The organism is Salinicola peritrichatus, assembly GCF_003206715.1.
GTDB lineage: Bacteria > Pseudomonadota > Gammaproteobacteria > Pseudomonadales > Halomonadaceae > Salinicola > Salinicola peritrichatus.
In genome coordinates this window covers 46,319-64,940 of sequence record NZ_PZJU01000008.1, presented here as the reverse complement: position 1 = coordinate 64,940, position 18,622 = coordinate 46,319, and the positions used below count along the sequence as shown (strand labels likewise).

The following is an 18,622-nucleotide window of genomic DNA, read 5'->3' as shown; positions in this document are numbered from 1 at the left end:
CCAAGGGACGCATTACCAGATGACTTCGACACCCTTCAGCAAGATCTCGCGGCATCTGCTTGCCACGCTGGGCGGCATCACGCTGGCTGCATTCGCCCTCCCGGCGCAGGCTTTCAGCATCAATATCGCCAACGGTGCCGAGCCGGGCACCCTCGATCCGCAGAAGACCAGCGGCACCTGGGAGACACGCGTCACCCGTGCGCTGTTCGAGGGCCTGGTCACCTATGCCAAGGATGGCAGCCTGGTCCCGGGGCTGGCCGATCGTTGGGAAGTCAGCGACGAGGGCAAGACCTACACCTTCCATCTGCGCGACGCCGAGTGGTCCGACGGCGAGCCGATCACTGCCGAGGACGCCGTCTTCGCCCTGCGTCGCGTGCTCGATCCGGCGATCGCCAACCAGAACGCCAATCTCTACTACCCCATCGTCAACGCCCGGGCGATCAATGCCGGTGACGAGAGCGCCGACGCCCTCGGGGTCGAAGCGGTCGATTCGCATACCCTGCGCATCCGATTGACCCAGCCCACCGCCTGGTTCCTGCAGGCGCTGGCGATGACCGAAGCGGCGCCGCTTCCCGAACACGTCATCGCCAACGAAGCAGGCTGGGTGCAGCCGGGCAACACCGTTTCCAGCGGCGCCTTCACCCTGAATGAGTGGCAGCCGCAGTCGCGCATCGTGGTGGAGAAGAACCCCCATTTCCATGCTGCCGACAGCGTCGCCGTGGACAAGGTCACCTTCTACCCCATCGACGATGCCGGCTCGGCCCTCAACCGTTTCCGCACCGGCGAGATGGACATCGCCTATTCGAGCGTGCCGTCGTCGCGCTTTGCCTGGGCGCGGGAGAACCTCGGCGACGCGCTGAGAGTCGGCCCGCTGACGGCGGAATACTTCTACATGTTCAATCTTCACGACGGCCAGCCGCTGGCGGATAAACGCGTTCGCGAAGCCCTCAACCTGGCCGTCCGGCGCGACATCATCACCGATCAGATCCTCGGACAAGGCCAGCCCCCCTCGTTCTGGTACGTGCCGCGCAACACCGCCAACGCGCCGCAGGGCGAGCTGGATTTCGCCGGCATGCCGATGGACCAGCGCATGGCACGCGCCAAGGAGCTGATGCAGGAAGCGGGCTACGGACCCGACCATCCGCTGCACCTGAGGCTCAACTACAACACCCTGGAAGATCACAAGAAGATCGCGGTGGCGGTGGCCGCGATGTGGAAGCCGCTGGGCGTGGAGGTCGAGCTGATCAACTCCGAGGCGGCCGTCCACTACGCCACCATCCGCGAAGGTAATTTCGAGGTGGCGCGCTACGGCATGGTGGCAACCATCAACGACCCGTTCGATTTCCTCAATGCCTACGCCGACAACGGCTCGGCCAGCCGGAGCAGCGGCTACCACGACGCGACCTACGACGCGCTCGTCGCCGAGAGCACCGGCGAACTCGACGCCGAGAAGCGTCGCCAGTTGATGACGCAGGCCCAGCAGCGGCTACTGGACGACTATGCGCTGCTGCCACTCTACGACTATGTCTCCGTTCACCTGGTTTCGCCCGACCTCCAGGGCTGGGAGAGCAATCCGATGGACGTTCACCCGTTGCGTTATCTCCAGGAGAGTGAGCAATGATTCGACTTGTATCGCCGCGAGGTCCGGCATGCTGAGCTACACCCTGAAGCGCCTGTTGCAGGCGATTCCCACGCTACTGATCGTGATCACGATCTCGTTCTTCCTGATGCGCGTGGCGCCGGGCGGCCCGTTCGACGGCGAGCGCCAGCTGCCGCCGGAGATCGAGGCCAACCTGATGGCGGCCTACCATCTCGACGAGCCGCTGCCGATGCAGTACCTGCGCTACATGGGCAACCTGCTGCAGGGCGACTTCGGGCCGTCGTTCAAGTACAAGGACTTCTCGGTCACCGAACTGATCGCGCAGGGCTTTCCGGTCAGTCTGGAAATCGGCGGGCTGGCGATCCTGCTGGCGCTGCTCGTCGGCCTGCCGCTGGGGATCGCGGCGGCGCTCAAGCGCAACTCCACCGTGGATTACCTGGTCATGGGCACCGCGCTGACCGGCATCGCCGTGCCCAATTTCGTCATCGCGCCGATCTTCGCGCTGGTCTTCGGGGTGCTGCTGGCGTGGCTGCCGGCGGGAGGCTGGAACGGCGGCGCGCTGCCCAATCTGATCCTGCCGGTGGTGGCGCTGTCGATCCAGCAGATCGCCTATATCGCCCGCATGATGCGCGCCAGCATGATCGAGGTGCTGGGCAGCCATTTCATCCGCACCGCCCGCGCCAAAGGGCTCAACGAGGGCGAGGTGATCTGGCGTCATGCCATCCGCCCCGCCCTGCTGCCGATAATGTCGTATCTCGGCCCGGCCATCGCCGGGATCATCACCGGCTCGGTGGTGATCGAGCAGATCTTCGGCATTCCCGGCATCGGCCGCTACTTCGTGCAGGGCGCACTCAACCGCGACTACACCCTGGTGATGGGCACCGTGGTCTTCTACGGCGTGCTGATCGTGTTGATGAATCTGATCGTCGATCTGCTCTATTCGGCGCTCGACCCGCAAATCCGCTATGACGACTGATCCGTTACAACAACCCAGGGAGGCCGCGCATGACGACCGATAATTCATCCATCACCGCGCCACCCGGCGCGGCGCCGGTGGGGGAAAGCCTGGGCCGAGATGCCTGGCGACGCCTGACCCAGAACCGTGCCGCCATGGCCAGCCTGGCGTTGCTGGTGCTGATCGTGATCGTCTGCGTCGCCGGTCCGTGGCTGTTGCCGTGGGGCCTGGCCGAGGTCGACTGGAACGCCTTCGGCACCGGCCCCACGCTGGAAGGCGCCCACTACCTGGGTACCGATGCCAACGGCCGCGATCTGCTCACCCGGGTGCTCTACGGCGGGCGCGTATCGCTGTCGGTGGCGCTGGTGGCTTCCTTCGTCAGCCTGGTGATCGGCGTGCTTTACGGCGCCATTTCCGGCTATGTCGGCGGGCGCACGGACAACCTGATGATGCGCTTCGTCGACATCATGTATTCGTTGCCGTTCATGTTCCTGGTGATCCTGCTGATGGTGGTTTTCGGCCGCAACATCTTCCTGATCTATGCCGCCATCGGTGCGGTGGAGTGGCTCGACATGGCACGCATCGTGCGCGGCCAGACCCTGGCGCTCAAACGCCGCGAATATATCGAGGCCGCCCACGCCCTGGGGGTACGTGACTCGAAGATCGTCACCCGCCACCTGATTCCCAACGCCATCGGCCCGGTGATCGTCTACGTCACCCTGACCGTACCCAAGGTGATTCTGCTGGAGAGCTTCCTGTCGTTCCTCGGCCTCGGCGTGCAAGAGCCGCTGACCAGTTGGGGCGTGTTGATCTCCGAAGGCGTCGACATGATGGAGAGCGCGCCCTGGATGCTGCTGGTGCCGTCGGCCTTCCTCGCCGTCACGCTTTTCTGTCTCAACTTCCTGGGCGACGGGCTGCGTGATGCTCTCGACCCACGCACCCGCTGAGGACGAAACATGCCTGCGCTCATCCATTTTTTGCCAGCGTCCGATTCTCCGTCATCGTCCGAGTCTTCAAAAACGTCGGGAGCCATTGCATGAGTGCTCTACTCGAAGTCGACAAGCTCAGTGTGACGTTTCAACTGCCCACCGGACCGGTGATGGCGGTCAAGGACGTGAGCTTTTCCATCGCCGAGAGCGAGACGCTGGCTCTGGTCGGCGAGTCCGGCTCCGGCAAGTCGGTGACATCGACAGCTACCATGCGACTGCTGCCGGAACTGGCCAGGGCCACCGGCGCGATCCGTTTCAACGGCGAAAATCTACTGGAAGTAACGCCCAGGCACATGTGCCGGGTGCGCGGCAACGACATCTCGATGATCTTCCAGGAACCGATGACCTCGCTCAATCCGCTGCATCGCATCGGTCGTCAGATCGGCGAAGTGCTGACCAAGCACAAGCAGCTCAAGGGCAGCGCCAACCGCCAACGGGTGCTCGAGCTGCTCAATCAGGTCGGCATCCCCGAGCCCAAGCGACGTATCGACAGCTACCCCTACGAGCTCTCCGGCGGCCAGCGTCAGCGCGTGATGATCGCCATGGCGCTCGCCTGCGAGCCCAAGCTGCTGATCGCCGACGAGCCGACCACCGCTCTCGATGTCACCGTACAGGCGCAGATCCTGGATTTGCTCAAGTCGCTGCAGGCCCAGTACGGCATGGCGATCCTGTTCATCACCCACGACTTGAGCATCGTTCGCCATTTTGCCGATCACGTCGCGGTGATGCGCTATGGCGAAGTGGTCGAGAGCGGCCGCACGCTCGAGGTGTTCGACAACCCCCGCCACGACTACACCCGCATGCTGCTGGACGCCATTCCGCGCGGGCGCAAGGAGCCCGCCCCGGCAGACGCACCGGTGCTGATGAGCGGGCGCGATATCAAGGTGCGCTTCCCCCTCAAGAAGCGCCTGTTCGGCAAGAGCGAGTACTTCGAGGCCGTGCGCGGCATCGACCTGTCGATTCGCCGCGGCGAGACGCTGGGCATCGTCGGCGAGTCCGGTTCCGGCAAGTCGACACTCGGCCGCGCCCTGCTGCGGCTGCTGAAGTCCGAAGGCGACATCCGCTTCGAGGAGGCCGACATCTCCGGACTCGACAAGTCCGGCATGCGTCCGCTGCGCTCGCGTCTGCAGGTCGTGTTCCAGGACCCCTTCGGTTCGCTCTCCCCGCGCATGACGGTGGGCGACATCATCAGCGAAGGTCTCAAGGTGCATCATCCGGAAATGAACCGCCGCCAGCGCGAGGCAGAAGTCATCGCCGCGCTGGAAGAGGTCGCCCTCGACCCGGCGATGCGCAACCGCTACCCCCACGAGTTCTCCGGCGGCCAGCGCCAGCGGATCGCCATCGCCCGCGCGCTGATCCTGAAGCCCGAGCTGTTGCTGCTCGACGAGCCGACCTCGGCACTTGACCGCTCGGTCCAGGTCCGGGTCATCGACCTGCTGCGAGACCTGCAGAAGAAGCACGGCCTGACCTACCTGTTTATCAGCCACGACCTCTCGGTCGTGCGCGCGCTCTCCGACCATGTGCTGGTGATGAAGGAAGGCCGCGTCATCGAACAGGGGCCGTCGGAGACGATCTTCTCGAATCCTCGGGAGCCCTACACCCAGGCGCTGCTGAAAGCGGCGTTTCTGGAGAACGAAGTAGCGGCCTGAGGTTACCACCCAGCTCGCGAAGAAAGACGATCAACAACAACAATCGACTCAAGAGGGCATCGTGGTTTCCAGCAGATTCATCCCCAACAAGACAGTCACGTCATTGATCCTTGGCACACTCCTGACCAGCGCATCGGTCATGGCTTCCACAGGCGCGTTGGCGCAGTCACAGCCGCCGTCCGCCGAAAATGGGGAGTGGGATCTCACCGATCTCTACGCCTCGCTCGACGACTGGCAGCAGGCACTGAAGGAGGTGGATAGCCGTATCCAGACCCTCGGTGACTATCAGGCGACACTGACCGACAGCCCGGAGGCGCTGGCCAAGGCACTGGATGCCATTCGCTCGGTGGAGAAATCCGCCAACCGCGTCCAGACCTATGCGTCCCTCCAGGCCGACGAGGATCTACGTGACGGTCAGGCGCAGGAGCGTCAGGGACAAGCCGAGCAACTGATGGCGCGGTTCGACTCGGCCATCGGCTATCTGCGTCCGACGCTGATCGCAATGGACCGAAGCGCCCTCTCGAGCTGGCTCTCCAACCCGCAACTTCAGGATCACCGCCGCTTTCTGGAAAACGTGATTCGTGAAGCGCCCCACACGCTCTCCGAGCAGACCGAAACCGCACTGGCCGCCCTCGGCCCGGTAATGAGCCACGAGACGCCCTATTCGTTGCTGGCGAATTCCGATATCGAGTGGCCCACCATCGAGATCGACGGCAAGCGTGTACGCCTCGACGCGGCGGGTTACGGCCAGTGGCGAGAATCCCAGGATCGCGATGTGCGCCAGCGAGTGTTCGAAGCCTATTGGCCAGCCTGGCAGCAGTACACCTCCACATTCGGTTCACTGCTCAATGCCCAGGTCCAGCAGCATGTCACCGAGGCGAAACTGCGCCATTACGACAGCGCGATGGCCGCCGCGGTGTCTCGCGATGACATTCCGCCAGCGGTCTACCAGCAACTGATCGACTCGACCAACGACCACCTGGACACGCTGCACCGCTATCTCAGATTGCGCCAGCGCATTCTCGGCGTTGATCAGTTGCACTACTACGATATCTACCCACCACTGGCCGAACTCGACAGAACATTCGATCTCGATGATGCACGCGAATTGACCCGGGAAGCGACGACACCGCTCGGCCCGCATTACGCCGAGCTAATCGGACAAGCCACCAACTCCGCCTGGACCAGCGCCTATCCGAGTCAAGGCAAACGCTCCGGCGCCTACATGAACGGCTCGGCCTACGACGTTCATCCCTACGTGCTGATGAACTTCAATGGCAGTTACGGCGATGTATCGACCTACGCTCACGAGTGGGGCCATGGCGTACATAGCATGCTGACCACGGAGAGCCAGCCGTACGCAACGTCGGACTACTCGATCTTCACCGCCGAAGTCGCGTCCACGACCAACGAGCAGCTACTGGTCGATCGCATGATCCGACGGGCCAAAACCCCGGAGGAGAAGCTCTTCTACATCGGACAGGCACTCGAAGCAATTCGCGGAACCTACTTCCGTCAGGCCCAGTTTGCCGAGTTCGAACTGGCTATTCACCAGGCAGCCGAGAATGGCGAACAGCTATCCGGTGATCGCCTGACGAAAATGTACGGTGAGATTCTGCGCAAGTACTACGGCGTCGACCAGGGCATTACCGACATCGACGAGACTGACTACGCCGAGTGGGCTTACATCCCGCACTTCTACTACGACTTCTACGTCTACCAATACGCCACCTCTATCACGGCGGCACAGGTTTTTGCCCAAGGCCTCGAGGAAAATTCCCAGACGTGGCGAGACAGATATCTCAACGTGCTCTCCCAGGGAGGCGCGCAAAGCGGTTATCAGTTATTGAAGAACGCGGGAGTGGACCTTGCAACGCCGGCGCCCTACGACAAACTCGATGACACGATGAACAAGCTAATCGATGAAGCCGAAGCCGTCCTCGACAAGATCGACTGACGAGCGGGCATAGGGCTCTCAGATTGAGAGTTCCAGCCAGGATTATGACATCAGCGCTACGCATGAACGCCCTCATATCGAGGGCGTTTTTGCAGCTGTCATTCATCAGAACTGATAATCGCATATCCTTTAAATTCTGAATACCAGGACTGAAAACGGCATGCATTTTTTCTATCACACCATTCATAAAACGTATGTTTTTTAGCAGTGCGAAGCGCCAGAATTCGCACTGCTCGAGTGCAAGAAAAGACATGCAGTCTGTCGACAAAAGACCCATTGGCTGAAAGCCAGAAAACCCTTTGCAACAGAACTTACCGCAGCATAACAGGTGTTAAAAAATCTACGACGCCGCGCCAGCAATGCTTCAACCTAGATGACTGCTGATCTTTGAGATATCCAATACCATTTCCCTAATAAAACAACCGTTTACTCGAGGAAAAACTAAAACCTTTGGTTTTGTATAAAATCTTCAATGTTACTACTGCCATCCAGCGGCAATATTGTTTTCCACCCCAACCACATTCGCACCTGTTGGCACATATATTGCTGCAAGTTTCGACAAGGGAATGAGGCTCCTGTCGCGGAGTCACCAACGAGCAGTCACTAGAACAATCGAGACCATATGACCGCGATTGACAACGCGCTTCCCGCTGGGGAAGTGACGCCGAAACACAGACACTCGATATCTCGGCCTGAAATCCTGGTCCTGATAGCGATCTCGGTGCTTATCCATGGATTGATCTGGTGGTCATTGAATCGCCAACCCCTTGTTGCCGCTGAAGTGTTGCCGAATCAGGCATCCCAGGCATCGGAGGTGACCGTCTCCTTGACCAGCGCGCCGCCACCCGAGCCGCCGCCGCCGACCGTTCAGGAGACACCAGTCGTGGATGACGTTGCCGTCACGCCCGCTGAAGAGGAAGTGGCACCGGAACCTGAGCCAGAACCTGAACCGGAACCGGAACCGGAACCGGAACCTCAGCCTGAGCCCGAGCCACAACCCGAGCCCGAACCGGAGCCTCAGCCCGAGCCACAACCCGAGCCCGAACCGGAGCCTCAGCCCGAGCCACAACCACAACCGAAACCCGCGCCCAAGCCAGCGCCCCAGGAGCCTGCCTCGACACCGAGCCAGCCTTCTCAGCCGACAAAAAGCGCAAGCGCAGCGTCCAGCAACGAGGTCACACCTGCCGTATCCGGCATGCAGAGCCTGGGCAACCCGCCGCCACGCTATCCGTCACTCGCACTGCGCCGCGGATACGAAGGCAATGTGCAATTGAAGATCCTGGTCATGCCAGATGGCACGGCAGGTCAGGTCCAGGTCGTTCAATCCAGTGGCCACCGGGAGCTGGACGAAGCCGCCGTCGAGACGGTTCGCGGCTGGACGTTCAAGCCAGCCAAACGGGGCGATACACCGATCAAGGGCTGGGCGCTGCAGACCATCGCGTTTCAGTTGCCCAATTGACGAACAAAAACGATGCAACACTTTCAGCAAGGAAAAACACCATGATTGAATCCAATGACATCACCGCCATGATTGTACCCGGCGTGCTCTGGACGCTGATCGTTTTCTCTATCGCGACTTGGGCGATTCTGCTGATAAAGGGCCTGCAATTCGCTCGTAATCGGGTCGAAAACAAGCGTTTCCAGAAAGCTTTCTGGGAGGCCAAGAGCATGGAGGAGGGCGAGTCGATCAGCGAAAAACGTCCGGGGACCATGGCGTCGATCGCACGCGCAGGATTCGACGTCATCACCGGGCGCGACATCTCTCCCCGTAATCAGGACCTGGCTCAGAAGATCAACCGATCCGATCGTCTGGAACGCACGTTGAGACAGCAGATCCAGCGCGAACGACGCTCTCTGGAGGGCGGCCTGGCGATCCTTGCCAGTATCGGCAGCACCTCACCGTTCATCGGTCTTTTCGGTACGGTGTGGGGCATCATGGAAGCCCTGATCACCATCGGCGAAACCGGCGAGGCGGGGTTAGATACCGTGGCCGGCCCCATCGGCCATGCGCTGATCGCGACGGGTGTCGGTATCGCCGCCGCAGTGCCAGCAGTGCTCGTTTACAACTACTTCACGCGCAGGCTGAAACTCACCGTTTCGCTGATGGATGATTTCGCTCACGACTTCTACAGCCTGGCCCAGCAGCACGCCTTTCAAAGCCACGCGCCCAGGCCTGTTGCACCCGAAATACCGTCGCCTTCCCCAGCAATGGGTTGATCTCGAGTCATCGGTATCAGCCTCAATACGCTCATGAAAAGGTAATGTGAAATGGCTTTTTCCAGTCACGACGACGATGAAGTTCTCAGCGAGATGAATGTCACCCCACTGGTCGATGTGATGCTCGTTCTACTGGTGGTTTTCATCGTCACTGCGCCGCTAATGACCAATGCCGTACACGTCAACCTGCCCAAGACAGGGGCGGTCGCACCCCCCGAGACCAAGGAGCCAATGGTCGTGAGCGTCGATGCCGATGGCGCTTATTTCATTGGCAAAAAGGAGTACAGCTTCGAAGACCTGGAGCAGGCGCTCGTCCAGGCTCACGACGACAATCCCGATCAGGCCGTACAGCTACAGGCGGATGAAGGGGTGGAGTACGGCACCGTTGCCAAGGCCATGGCGGCGCTGGAGCGTTCTGGCATCCAGAAGGTTGCCGTTCTCACCCAGCAGTGATCTCCAAAGATTGCCTGGGATACACCGCCTCGCGACGCTCGGGACGCCTGCCTGGCGTGATTCGTTTCACTAAAAAGGGAGAATAGACACTCAACGACAACAATCGCGTAGAGCACCCGAATAACAGCCATTGAACGTCGAATACCAATAACTGCTATTCAAGGAACACCCTGATAATGACAACGCCAAAAATTTGGGATGCCAAGCATCCCAGGGAATCTCTTTGCTCAAAATCCGGCTGGCGACTCTCGATGATGCGACCGGCCATGTGGCAAAGGTCTTCACTACTGGTGTCGACCTGTTTGATTCTTGCGGCGGCGGCACCACTGGCCATGGCACAGAGCAGTGACGATGACTATGTCGCCCCGCCGGCCGGTGCATCCGACGAGATTGCCGAGCCGGCAGCGGCAGCGCCTGCCGAAGCGGCACCCGCTGCGGCTGCCGCCCCTGCTGCGGCCGTCGCGGCGCCCGCAGCGGCACCGACTCAGGATCTCGGCCGGATGGAAGTGACCGGTTCGGCAATTGCCCGGACCGATGCCGAGACTGCCGTCCCGGTGACGATCATCGAGGCTGAAGAGATGCGGCAGCAGGGCATTACTTCAACCGCACAGCTGCTTTCGCAAATTTCAGCCAACGACACGAGCTACGGGCCTGGGTTTGGTACAGGCACAGCCATTACCGGCGGAGCCAGTTTCGCCAACCTGCGCGGTATCGGCACAGACAAGACACTGGTGCTGCTGAACGGTCGCCGACTGGCCAACAACTCGCTGGACGGCAGTGCCGTCGACCTCAACTCGATTCCTTTCGGTGCCGTCGAGCGCGTCGAGGTCCTGCGTGATGGCGCCTCGGCAATCTACGGAACCGATGCCATTGGTGGGGTCATCAACTTCATCACCAAGAAAAATCTCACTGGTGGAAATGTTGAACTCGGCTACGACGCGCCCACCCATAGTGGTGGTGGCGATAGCGGTGACATCAGCGCGACCTGGGGCAACGGCGATCTCGAAGAAGATGGTTTCAACATCATGGGATCGATGCGATACCGCAAGCAAGATGACGTTGACTACACCGACCGTAGCAGTATTCGCCAGATCTATGATCCTTCGAGCGGTATCAACGGCACTTCCTCTTTTGCATACCCCGGCAATTATTACCAGGGCGGCGTGGCAGGCAACCCGCTTGCCGGAGAAGGTTGTGACGGAGAGGGGTTGGTCGATACCGGTGGAGGCACCTGTACCTATGACTACGGTCGGTACGGGCAAATCCAGCAGAAGACCGAGAACACGTCGCTTTACACTCGAGCCTCGGCCAAGCTGGCGGAGAACCATACGGCCTCTCTCTCCTACCTATGGTCACGGAATAAAAATACCTCGCTGAGCGCGCCATCACCGACTTCTGGTGGTCCGGTCATTCAGCCCGGGACGCCCTTCTATCCGGACGATCCCGCGCTCGATCCAACGCAACCGGTCGACGTACGTTGGCGCGGTATCCCCGCTGGACCCCGGGTGACTGACAACACCATCGACGCCCAGCGTCTGGTGCTGGATTTCACCGGCGATTTTTCCGGTTTCAACTACGATAGCGCCGTTTCCTGGAACCGCAGTGATACAGACCTGAACTATCGCAGCGGCTATCTCGATGACAATGACCTGCAAGACGCTTTCAATAATGGACTGATCGATCCGTTCTCCACCGACCCGCTGACCGCCGCCGGCCAACAGGCCCTGGCAGATGCCGAGGCCAGTGGGCTGGTGTGGACCGCCCAGAACGATGTCTACGCCTGGGACGGTAAACTCAGTCGCGAAATCGGCGACTGGTTTGGGGCCGGCTCCTCGGCCATCGCCGTCGGTGCCGACTACCGCCACGAGCGACTGAAGCTCGAGACCGATCCCGACGTAGCCTCTCGTGCGACCAGTGGCGGACTCTCGCCGGATGCCTCGATCAACGAGAGTCGTGATGTCAAAGGTATCTACAGTGAATTGAACGTACCCATCATCGACGGGCTCGAAGTCACGGCGGCAGTGCGCTACGACGATTACAGCGATGTGGGCGATACCACCAACCCCAAGGTCTCCTTCCGCTGGCAACCCTTCCAGCAACTGCTGGTTCGTGGTGCCTATAGCGAAGGCTTCCGTGCCCCATCGCTCTACGAACTCTACGACCCTGCAGCGCAGACGTTCTCACCAGGCGGCCTCAATGACCCGCTCCTTTGCCCCGGTGGCTCGCCCGCCAACGGCGGCGTTGGCAGTCGCGACTGTAACACCCAGTTCCTGGAGGAGCAGGGCGGCAACGAAGATCTGAAACCGGAAGAGGCCAAGAACTGGACACTCGGCTTCGTCTATCAGCCATTCCAGAGCTTTTCGGCGGGCCTGGATTTCTGGTGGATCGAGATCGAGAACGAAGTTGCCCTGCCGACTTCCGATTACGTTATCGCCAACGAGCCTGGCAACATCGTGCGTAACGATGACGGGTCAATCGACTACATTCCGGTTCGCTATCAAAACCTTGGCACCACCAAGACCAACGGTGTCGACGTGTCGGCAAACTATCGACTGCCGACAAGCTACGGCTTCTTTACCGTGGGCTACACCGGCACATACGTCGATCGCTATGACTTCCAGGAAACGCCAGATGGCGATTACGTCAGCCGCGTCGGGCACTACCGCGCCGGTTACGGCACGGTCTTCCGCTGGAAGCACAAGCTTTCCGTCAACTGGACGAAAGGTCATTGGGGTGCCGGTGTCATCAATCATTACATGACGGGTTATGACGACTACGACACCTCTACTCACAGTGAAGTCGGTTCCTACACGACTTGGGACGCACTGGGTTCGTACGCGTTCACGGCCGGCCCGACAGTTACCGTCGGCGTACGGAACATGTTCGACCGCGACCCGCCGTTCTCCAACCAGCCAGAAGTTGGTCAGCTCGGCTATGATGCCCGCTACGCCGACGCACTGGGTCGCACAGTCTACGCCCGTTTCAATTACGCTTTCTGACGGGCAACGCGTTCCTTAACGATCGATTGCCGCTGACTCGTGCAGCGGCTTTTTTCATCCGAACTACCGAGACATCATGACTGATAGACACTTCATATCAACTTCGGCGATCCGCCGCGCCACCGTGTTCCTGGTGATCGCCGGTACCGCCGGTTCAAGCCCATTTGCTGCTGGCAGTCAGGGCAAATCGCCATCCTCGACAACCTCAAGCTCATCCGCCCCATCGCACGCGTCGGCGCCGGCCACCACTACTACCAAGCTAGGAACCTGGGGCGTCGACCTGAGCGCCCGCGACACCAGCGTCGCCCCTGGCGACGACTTCTACCACTACGTCAACGGCGGCTGGCTGGCACGCACCTCGATTCCGGCCGACCGCAGCAACTACGGCGCCTTTACCGTGCTGGCCGACCGCGCCGAACAGCAGGTGCGCGACATTCTCCGCCAGCTCGATGGCGCCGATACCCCGCCGAACTCGCCCCAGCAGCGGTTGGGCGATCTCTACCACGCCTGGATGGACGAGGGCGCTATCGAGGCCAAGGGCCTCACGCCGCTGATACCGGACCTGGAGCGCCTGGCGGCGATCGGGAGCAAGGGGGATCTGGCCCGGTTCAGCGCCGACAGCCGCCTCGGCGTGCCGGCTATCGTGACGCCAGAGATCGATATCGACGTCAAGGCGCCGGATCGCTACGCCGTCTACCTGTCGCAGATTCCGCTAATCCTGCCCACTCGGGACTACTATCTCGGCGACGATCCGCGCTTCGACGCGATTCGCCAGGCCTACCTCGGCTACATCGACAGGCTGCTCGCATTGGCCGGGCAGCCCCATCCCCGGCAGAGTGCGCAGCGCATCCTCGAGCTGGAGACCGCCATGGCGAGGGTCGAGTGGGCACCGGCCAAACAGCGGGATCGCGATCTGACCTACAACCCGCTAGACCAGAATCGACTCGCCGAATACGCCCCCGGCTTCCCCTGGCAGCCATGGCTCTCGGCCAGCGGTCTTGCCGGGCAGGACAAGGTCGTGCTGGCGGAGAACACCGCCATTCGCGAGCTGGCACGGCTTTATGACGAAACGCCGCTCTCGACGCTCAAGACCTATACGACGTTTAGATTGCTGGACGCCAACAGTCCTTACCTCTCGAGCGACTTCAGCCGGGCTCACTTCGATTTCCACGGCAAGCGTCTGTCCGGCCAGCCGGAGCAGCGCGAACGCTGGAAGCGCGGTGTATCGCTGATCAACGATCTCCTGGGGCAGGCCGCCGGCAAGCTCTATGTGATGCTGCATTTCCCGCCCCGGGCCAAGAGCGAGATGGAGACGCTGGTCACCAATCTCGAAGACGCCTATCGCGATCGTCTGCAACACCAGGTGAGCTGGATGACCGACCGGACCCGTCAGCGGGCGCTGGAAAAGCTCGACGCCTTCACCGCCAAGATCGCCTATCCCGATCACTGGGAAACCTACGCCGGCATGACCATTCGCGCCGACGATCTCTATGGCGACGTCGGTGCGGCACGCCAGTGGCACTGGCAGGACGATCTGGCCAAGCTCGGCGGGCCGGTGGACCGGGACGAGTGGTTCATGACCCCGCAGACCGTCAATGCCTACTATTCGCCCTCACGCAACGAGATCGTGTTTCCGGCGGCGATCCTGCAGCCGCCCTTCTTCGATCCGAACGCCGATCCGGCGGTCAACTACGGCGGCATCGGCGCGGTGATCGGTCATGAGATGAGCCACGGTTTCGACGACCAGGGCCGCAAGTCGGACGGCACCGGCATGCTGACCGACTGGTGGACGCCCACCGACGCCGAGCATTTCGACCAACTGGCCGAGCGTCTCGGCCAGCAGTATGCGCAGTACCAACCGATACCGGGTTATTCACTCAATCCGCAGTTGACGATAGGGGAGAACATCGGCGACCTCGGAGGCGTGAACATCGCCCTGAGCGCCTATCACCGCTCGCTCGATGGCGAACCCGCTCCGGTCATCGACGGCTTTACCGGTGATCAGCGCTTCTTCCTGGCCTGGGGCCAGGTCTGGCGGCGCCTGATGCGCGAGGAGGAGATGATCAATCGGGTCCAGAGCGATCCCCACTCGCCGTCGCAGTTCCGGGTCAACGGCATCGTGCGCAACATGGATACGTGGTACGACGCCTTCGGTGTCGTGCCCGGCGACGACCTCTACCTGCCGCCCGAAAAGCGGGTGATGATCTGGTAGGTTTCTCTGGAAGATTCCCACGCGCCTGAACGACGACCCCCGGCCTCATGGCCGGGGGTCGAATCCGTCAGCGGACGCCGAATAGCCGTACGATCTCAGGCGCGCCGCTCGACGCCGATCGTCTCGAGCCAGGCGTTGAGATCCTTGGTGCTGATCTTTTCGTCGCTGCCATCGCTCTTCTTGAAGGTATCGAGCACTTCGAACAGCCCCTGATCCTCCAACAGCAGTGCCGCCGCTTCCTGTTCGCTTTCGTCGCGATCCTCGTCATCGGCGAACTTCTCGAGATCATCGCGGCTGACGATATCGTCCTTGCCGTTCCAGTCGTCCCAACTGTCGATCGCCACGGTCAGCGCCTCCTCGTTGTCACGATAGAAATCGACGTCGTAGTCCCCCACGACCGAGGCCCGACGGTAATCATCCAGCCCGACTTCGCCGATGGTCGCGAGCCAGTCGTCGAGGTCCCGGGTACTGATCTTGCTATCCTTGCCGCCACCTTTCTGGAAAGTGTCCAGGGTGTCGAACAGCCCCTCGTTGTCGAGCAGCAGGTTCGCTGCCTCATGCTCGGCATCGCTCCTGCCGCCATCGTCGACGATCTTCTGAAGATCCGTCCGGCTGACGATATCGTCCTTGCCGTTCCAGTCATTCCAGCGCTCGGCGATCGTTTGGAGTTCGGCCGAGTGATCCTGCAGGAACGCGGAACCATAATCGTTGGCCGCCGCTGTCTGTCGATACTCCTCCACGCTGTCCTCGCCGAGCTCTTCCAGCCAGGTGTCGAGATCGTTGGTGCTGATCTTGGCGTCACCGTCTCCGCCCTGTTTCAACGAGTCCAACCCGTCGTAGAAGCCGTTCTCGTCCAGCAGGAACTGTGCAGCATCCTGCTCCTCCTGACTCTTTCCCTCGTCCGCCACGATATCCCGAAGATCATCTCGGCTGACGATGGCATCGCTGCCGTTCCAGTCGTCCCACACGGCGGCGACAGTGTCGATTTCTGCTTTATGGGCATCAAAGAAATCCTTGCCATAGAGCGTCATCATCGCGTCCATGCGGGAGTTTCGACGCAGCTCGTCAGTGCCCAGGCCTTCGTCGCCGGCCTCCAGGTCGGTGTCGCTCCAGGGGCGCCAGTCGTCGGTCTTGCTGACATGGTCCTTGCCGGTCTGCCGCGTGGTGCCACCGGTCAGATGTTTCTCCCACAGATTCTCGGTGCCGGGGTCACCGTCCTTGTGCAGATGGGGCGCCAGCCGGGAGAGCGAGCTGCCGTGTTCGCCCTCGGTATCCTGGAAGTGCTGCCACTCCTTCGACTGGTAGTCGAAGATCGACTGGTCGTCGGGCGAATCCCGGCCGCCGTACATGTAGGACTCGTAGCGGGCGAACTCGAGCTTGTCGCCCCAATCCTCCTCGGTCACGCCGTACTCGGAGAGATCCTTGAAGAACTCTCCCTGGGAGTCGGTCAGCTTCTGCATTTTCTGATGATTGATCGCTTCGGCGATCAGCGTTCCGGCGACGCCGAAGACGGTGCCGACGACGCCCAGGATGGGACCAGCCACGCGCGCCCCCATGAAGATCCCGCTCATCACGCGGGTGCCGATACCACCGAGGTTGGCGGCAAGGTTGCTGCCACTGGGGGCGAACATCGAGACCGTGTTGGCGATCGCCATGCCGGTGGTCGAGGAGCCCAGCCCTATCTGAATACCGGCGCCGGCTCTCTCCAGCGCCGTATCGGCGTCCTTGAGCTTCTTGACGCCGGTGACGAGATCCATGACGCCGCCGGTGATATCCAGGCCCGCGCCCCCCATGAAGCGCAGATACGAGCGCCCCACCTTCTTGGCGATGTCGGTGCCCGAGGTCCTGGTGCCGGTGTCGATCATCTGGTTGCCCAGATTTTCCGCCAGCTTGTCGAAGTTTCTCCGCCCGTTCTCATCGAGATCGTCGAGTGGAATGCCTTGATTGCCGAGACTCCGGGACCCGTTGTCCACGCGCAGACTGATGTTTTCGGCGAAGAGATCGGCCTTGACGTCGGCGCCGGATCTCCAGATGTCAGGGAAGTTGTCGCCCAGCAGCCCAAGCCAGGCGGTCGCATTGGCGCGCGGCACGCCGCCTTCGATGCCGGGCACCTCGCGCTTTCCGCCCAGCGTCTCGATGAGATTCGAACCGAACTTGGCAAAATCGTTGCCGAAACTGAGCGCCCCCACCAAGTCCCGGACGGCCCCCACCCGCTCATCGGTGGTCATCTCGTCCCAGCCGCCATTGGATATCTGCATGCCACCGCTGATCAGGCTCATCATCCCGCTCATGGCACCCAGCGTGCCGCTGGAGCTGGCCGAATCGAGAACCTTCTTGAAGGTCCCTTTTTCCGCCTCTGGCAACGCTGTCAGATTGTCGTTGACGATCTTCTGGAACAGCTTGTCCTTTTCCGCCTGACTGATACCCGGCCGGTTGGTGACCTCAGTCGCCAGGCGCAGGGATTCGGCGAGTTTCTTGTGCTCGCCCGCCGACAGGTTGGATAGGGAGGACTTGAACGATTCCAGATCGCGATTCAGGGTCTGATAGGCGTTATAGGACTTGTCGGTCTTGTCCAGATGCTGGAGCACACTGTTGATGCCGCCCTGCACGATGTCGATGGTGTCACGCAGGCCAGTCCTGACATTTTCCGCATCGACCGACTCGGGATGCTCCATGTAGCCGTCGAGCTGATGCGTCATCATGTTCTGGTCGAAGGTCTGTTTTCGGGCCTCGTAACTGTCCGGGTCGAGCGCCTGCAGCGCTTCGAAGTAGTTATCGACCTCGGTCTGGATCTTGTCCGACAGTTCCTCATCGTCCGTCGCCTCCGCCTTCTCCTTCACGGCGATGACGTAGTCCTCGAAATCCAGGTTGGGGTCGTCGCTGTCCGGCTCGAATAGCGCTTCGTTGACCTTGCTCTTCACATCATCGAGCTTGTCGCCGGGAATGTCTTCGATGGCGCCTTGCAGTGCGTCATTGTAGCGTTTGCCGATGTCCTCCTTCTGCATCAGCTCGGAAATCTGCTTGGCGAGTTCGTCTTCGTCGATGAGTGCCTTGGCATCTTCGCTGGTCAGGTGGGTTGGATCGATCTGGGATTCCCGATAGGTCGAGCCGCCGGATTCCATCAGCTCGACATAACCATAGAGGTCGTAGCCGTTGTCGACGGCGCCCTGGGCGTCGATCAGATCGACCAGCTTGGCCTCGTCGGAGTCTTCGCTCAGCTTGCCGCTCTCCACGTCGTCACGGATGCCCTGGATGAAATCCTCGGCGGCCTTCTCGCCGACGGTCTTGTCACCGTCGACCTTGATCTCTATCAGGCCATCCTGACTGAAGTCGGGGATGTCGTACTTTTCACGTATCTGCTCGGCGCTCAGCGACGTATCGGAGGTCTGCTCGGGCTTCTCCGCAGCGTCGGTCTCTTCTGTCTCGCCGTCGGTCTTGCCCGAGGCGATGGCCCTGACCAGCGTCGACACCCACTGCGGAGAGTCCGCCGGTGCGCCAGCGGTATCCGGTGTCTCGATTTCGCGATCTGAGTTCACGGAAGGGGCCATCGATAGTCTCCTTGATGGAAAGGGAGGCCTGAGTCGTCTGCCT

At 61.1% G+C, this 18,622-nt stretch carries 11 protein-coding genes; 10 read left to right on the top strand and 1 reads right to left on the bottom strand.

All coding sequences use genetic code 11. From position 1 onward, the window contains the following. Positions 1-19 precede the first annotated feature (19 nt). The 10 genes from DOM57_RS04010 to DOM57_RS03965 all read left to right on the top strand — a co-directional run bounded on the left by DOM57_RS04010 (position 20) and on the right by DOM57_RS03965 (position 15,031). Complete coding sequence (locus DOM57_RS04010; RefSeq protein ID WP_110648169.1) at positions 20-1,621, top strand: peptide ABC transporter substrate-binding protein; 1,602 nt, start codon at positions 20-22, stop codon at positions 1,619-1,621. Positions 1,622-1,649: 28 nt separating this feature from the next. Further along, positions 1,650-2,576, top strand: a complete 927-nt coding sequence (oppB, locus tag DOM57_RS04005; protein WP_110647945.1) for an oligopeptide ABC transporter permease OppB — start codon at positions 1,650-1,652, stop codon at positions 2,574-2,576. 29 nt (positions 2,577-2,605) lie between these two features. After that, on the top strand, positions 2,606-3,502 hold the full coding sequence (locus DOM57_RS04000) for an ABC transporter permease subunit (RefSeq protein WP_110647944.1): 897 nt from the start codon (positions 2,606-2,608) through the stop codon (positions 3,500-3,502). An 89-nt stretch (positions 3,503-3,591) separates the two neighbouring features. Beyond that, positions 3,592-5,193: an ABC transporter ATP-binding protein gene (locus tag DOM57_RS03995; RefSeq protein WP_110647943.1), complete on the top strand. Its 1,602-nt coding sequence runs from the start codon at positions 3,592-3,594 to the stop codon at positions 5,191-5,193. A 139-nt stretch (positions 5,194-5,332) separates the two neighbouring features. Beyond that, positions 5,333-7,150, top strand: coding sequence for an oligoendopeptidase F (gene pepF / locus DOM57_RS03990; RefSeq protein WP_110647942.1), 1,818 nt, complete (start codon positions 5,333-5,335; stop codon positions 7,148-7,150). 622 nt (positions 7,151-7,772) lie between these two features. Then, positions 7,773-8,609, top strand: a complete 837-nt coding sequence (locus tag DOM57_RS03985; protein WP_110647941.1) for an energy transducer TonB — start codon at positions 7,773-7,775, stop codon at positions 8,607-8,609. Positions 8,610-8,650: 41 nt separating this feature from the next. Beyond that, positions 8,651-9,367 carry a MotA/TolQ/ExbB proton channel family protein gene (locus DOM57_RS03980; RefSeq protein WP_204352853.1) on the top strand — a complete coding sequence of 239 codons (717 nt, stop codon included), beginning with the start codon at positions 8,651-8,653 and terminating at the stop codon, positions 9,365-9,367. A gap of 51 nt (positions 9,368-9,418) precedes the next feature. After that, entirely contained in the window at positions 9,419-9,820 is a 402-nt protein-coding gene (locus tag DOM57_RS03975; protein WP_110647940.1) for an ExbD/TolR family protein, read from the top strand. A gap of 176 nt (positions 9,821-9,996) precedes the next feature. Beyond that, the gene (locus DOM57_RS03970) at positions 9,997-12,819 is read left to right on the top strand and encodes a TonB-dependent receptor (RefSeq protein ID WP_204352852.1); all 2,823 of its coding nucleotides are present in this window, start codon (positions 9,997-9,999) and stop codon (positions 12,817-12,819) included. Between the two features lie 76 nt (positions 12,820-12,895). Beyond that, positions 12,896-15,031 carry a M13 family metallopeptidase gene (locus DOM57_RS03965; RefSeq protein ID WP_110647939.1) on the top strand — a complete coding sequence of 712 codons (2,136 nt, stop codon included), beginning with the start codon at positions 12,896-12,898 and terminating at the stop codon, positions 15,029-15,031. A gap of 95 nt (positions 15,032-15,126) precedes the next feature. Here the strand turns inward: DOM57_RS03965 and DOM57_RS03960 are convergent, their stop codons facing one another. Continuing rightward, positions 15,127-18,579, bottom strand: a complete 3,453-nt coding sequence (locus DOM57_RS03960; protein WP_110647938.1) for a hypothetical protein — start codon at positions 18,577-18,579, stop codon at positions 15,127-15,129. Positions 18,580-18,622 lie beyond the last annotated feature (43 nt).

Coding starts and splice junctions, on each gene's coding strand:
- DOM57_RS03995 (WP_110647943.1), top strand. CDS start 3,592: ATGAGTGCTCTACTCGAAGTCGACAAGCTCAGTGTGACGTTTCAACTG.
- DOM57_RS03965 (WP_110647939.1), top strand. CDS start 12,896: ATGACTGATAGACACTTCATATCAACTTCGGCGATCCGCCGCGCCACC.
- DOM57_RS04000 (WP_110647944.1), top strand. CDS start 2,606: ATGACGACCGATAATTCATCCATCACCGCGCCACCCGGCGCGGCGCCG.
- DOM57_RS03975 (WP_110647940.1), top strand. CDS start 9,419: ATGGCTTTTTCCAGTCACGACGACGATGAAGTTCTCAGCGAGATGAAT.
- DOM57_RS04010 (WP_110648169.1), top strand. CDS start 20: ATGACTTCGACACCCTTCAGCAAGATCTCGCGGCATCTGCTTGCCACG.
- DOM57_RS03985 (WP_110647941.1), top strand. CDS start 7,773: ATGACCGCGATTGACAACGCGCTTCCCGCTGGGGAAGTGACGCCGAAA.
- pepF (WP_110647942.1), top strand. CDS start 5,333: ATGGCTTCCACAGGCGCGTTGGCGCAGTCACAGCCGCCGTCCGCCGAA.
- DOM57_RS03960 (WP_110647938.1), bottom strand. CDS start 18,579: ATGGCCCCTTCCGTGAACTCAGATCGCGAAATCGAGACACCGGATACC.
- DOM57_RS03980 (WP_204352853.1), top strand. CDS start 8,651: ATGATTGAATCCAATGACATCACCGCCATGATTGTACCCGGCGTGCTC.
- DOM57_RS03970 (WP_204352852.1), top strand. CDS start 9,997: ATGACAACGCCAAAAATTTGGGATGCCAAGCATCCCAGGGAATCTCTT.
- oppB (WP_110647945.1), top strand. CDS start 1,650: ATGCTGAGCTACACCCTGAAGCGCCTGTTGCAGGCGATTCCCACGCTA.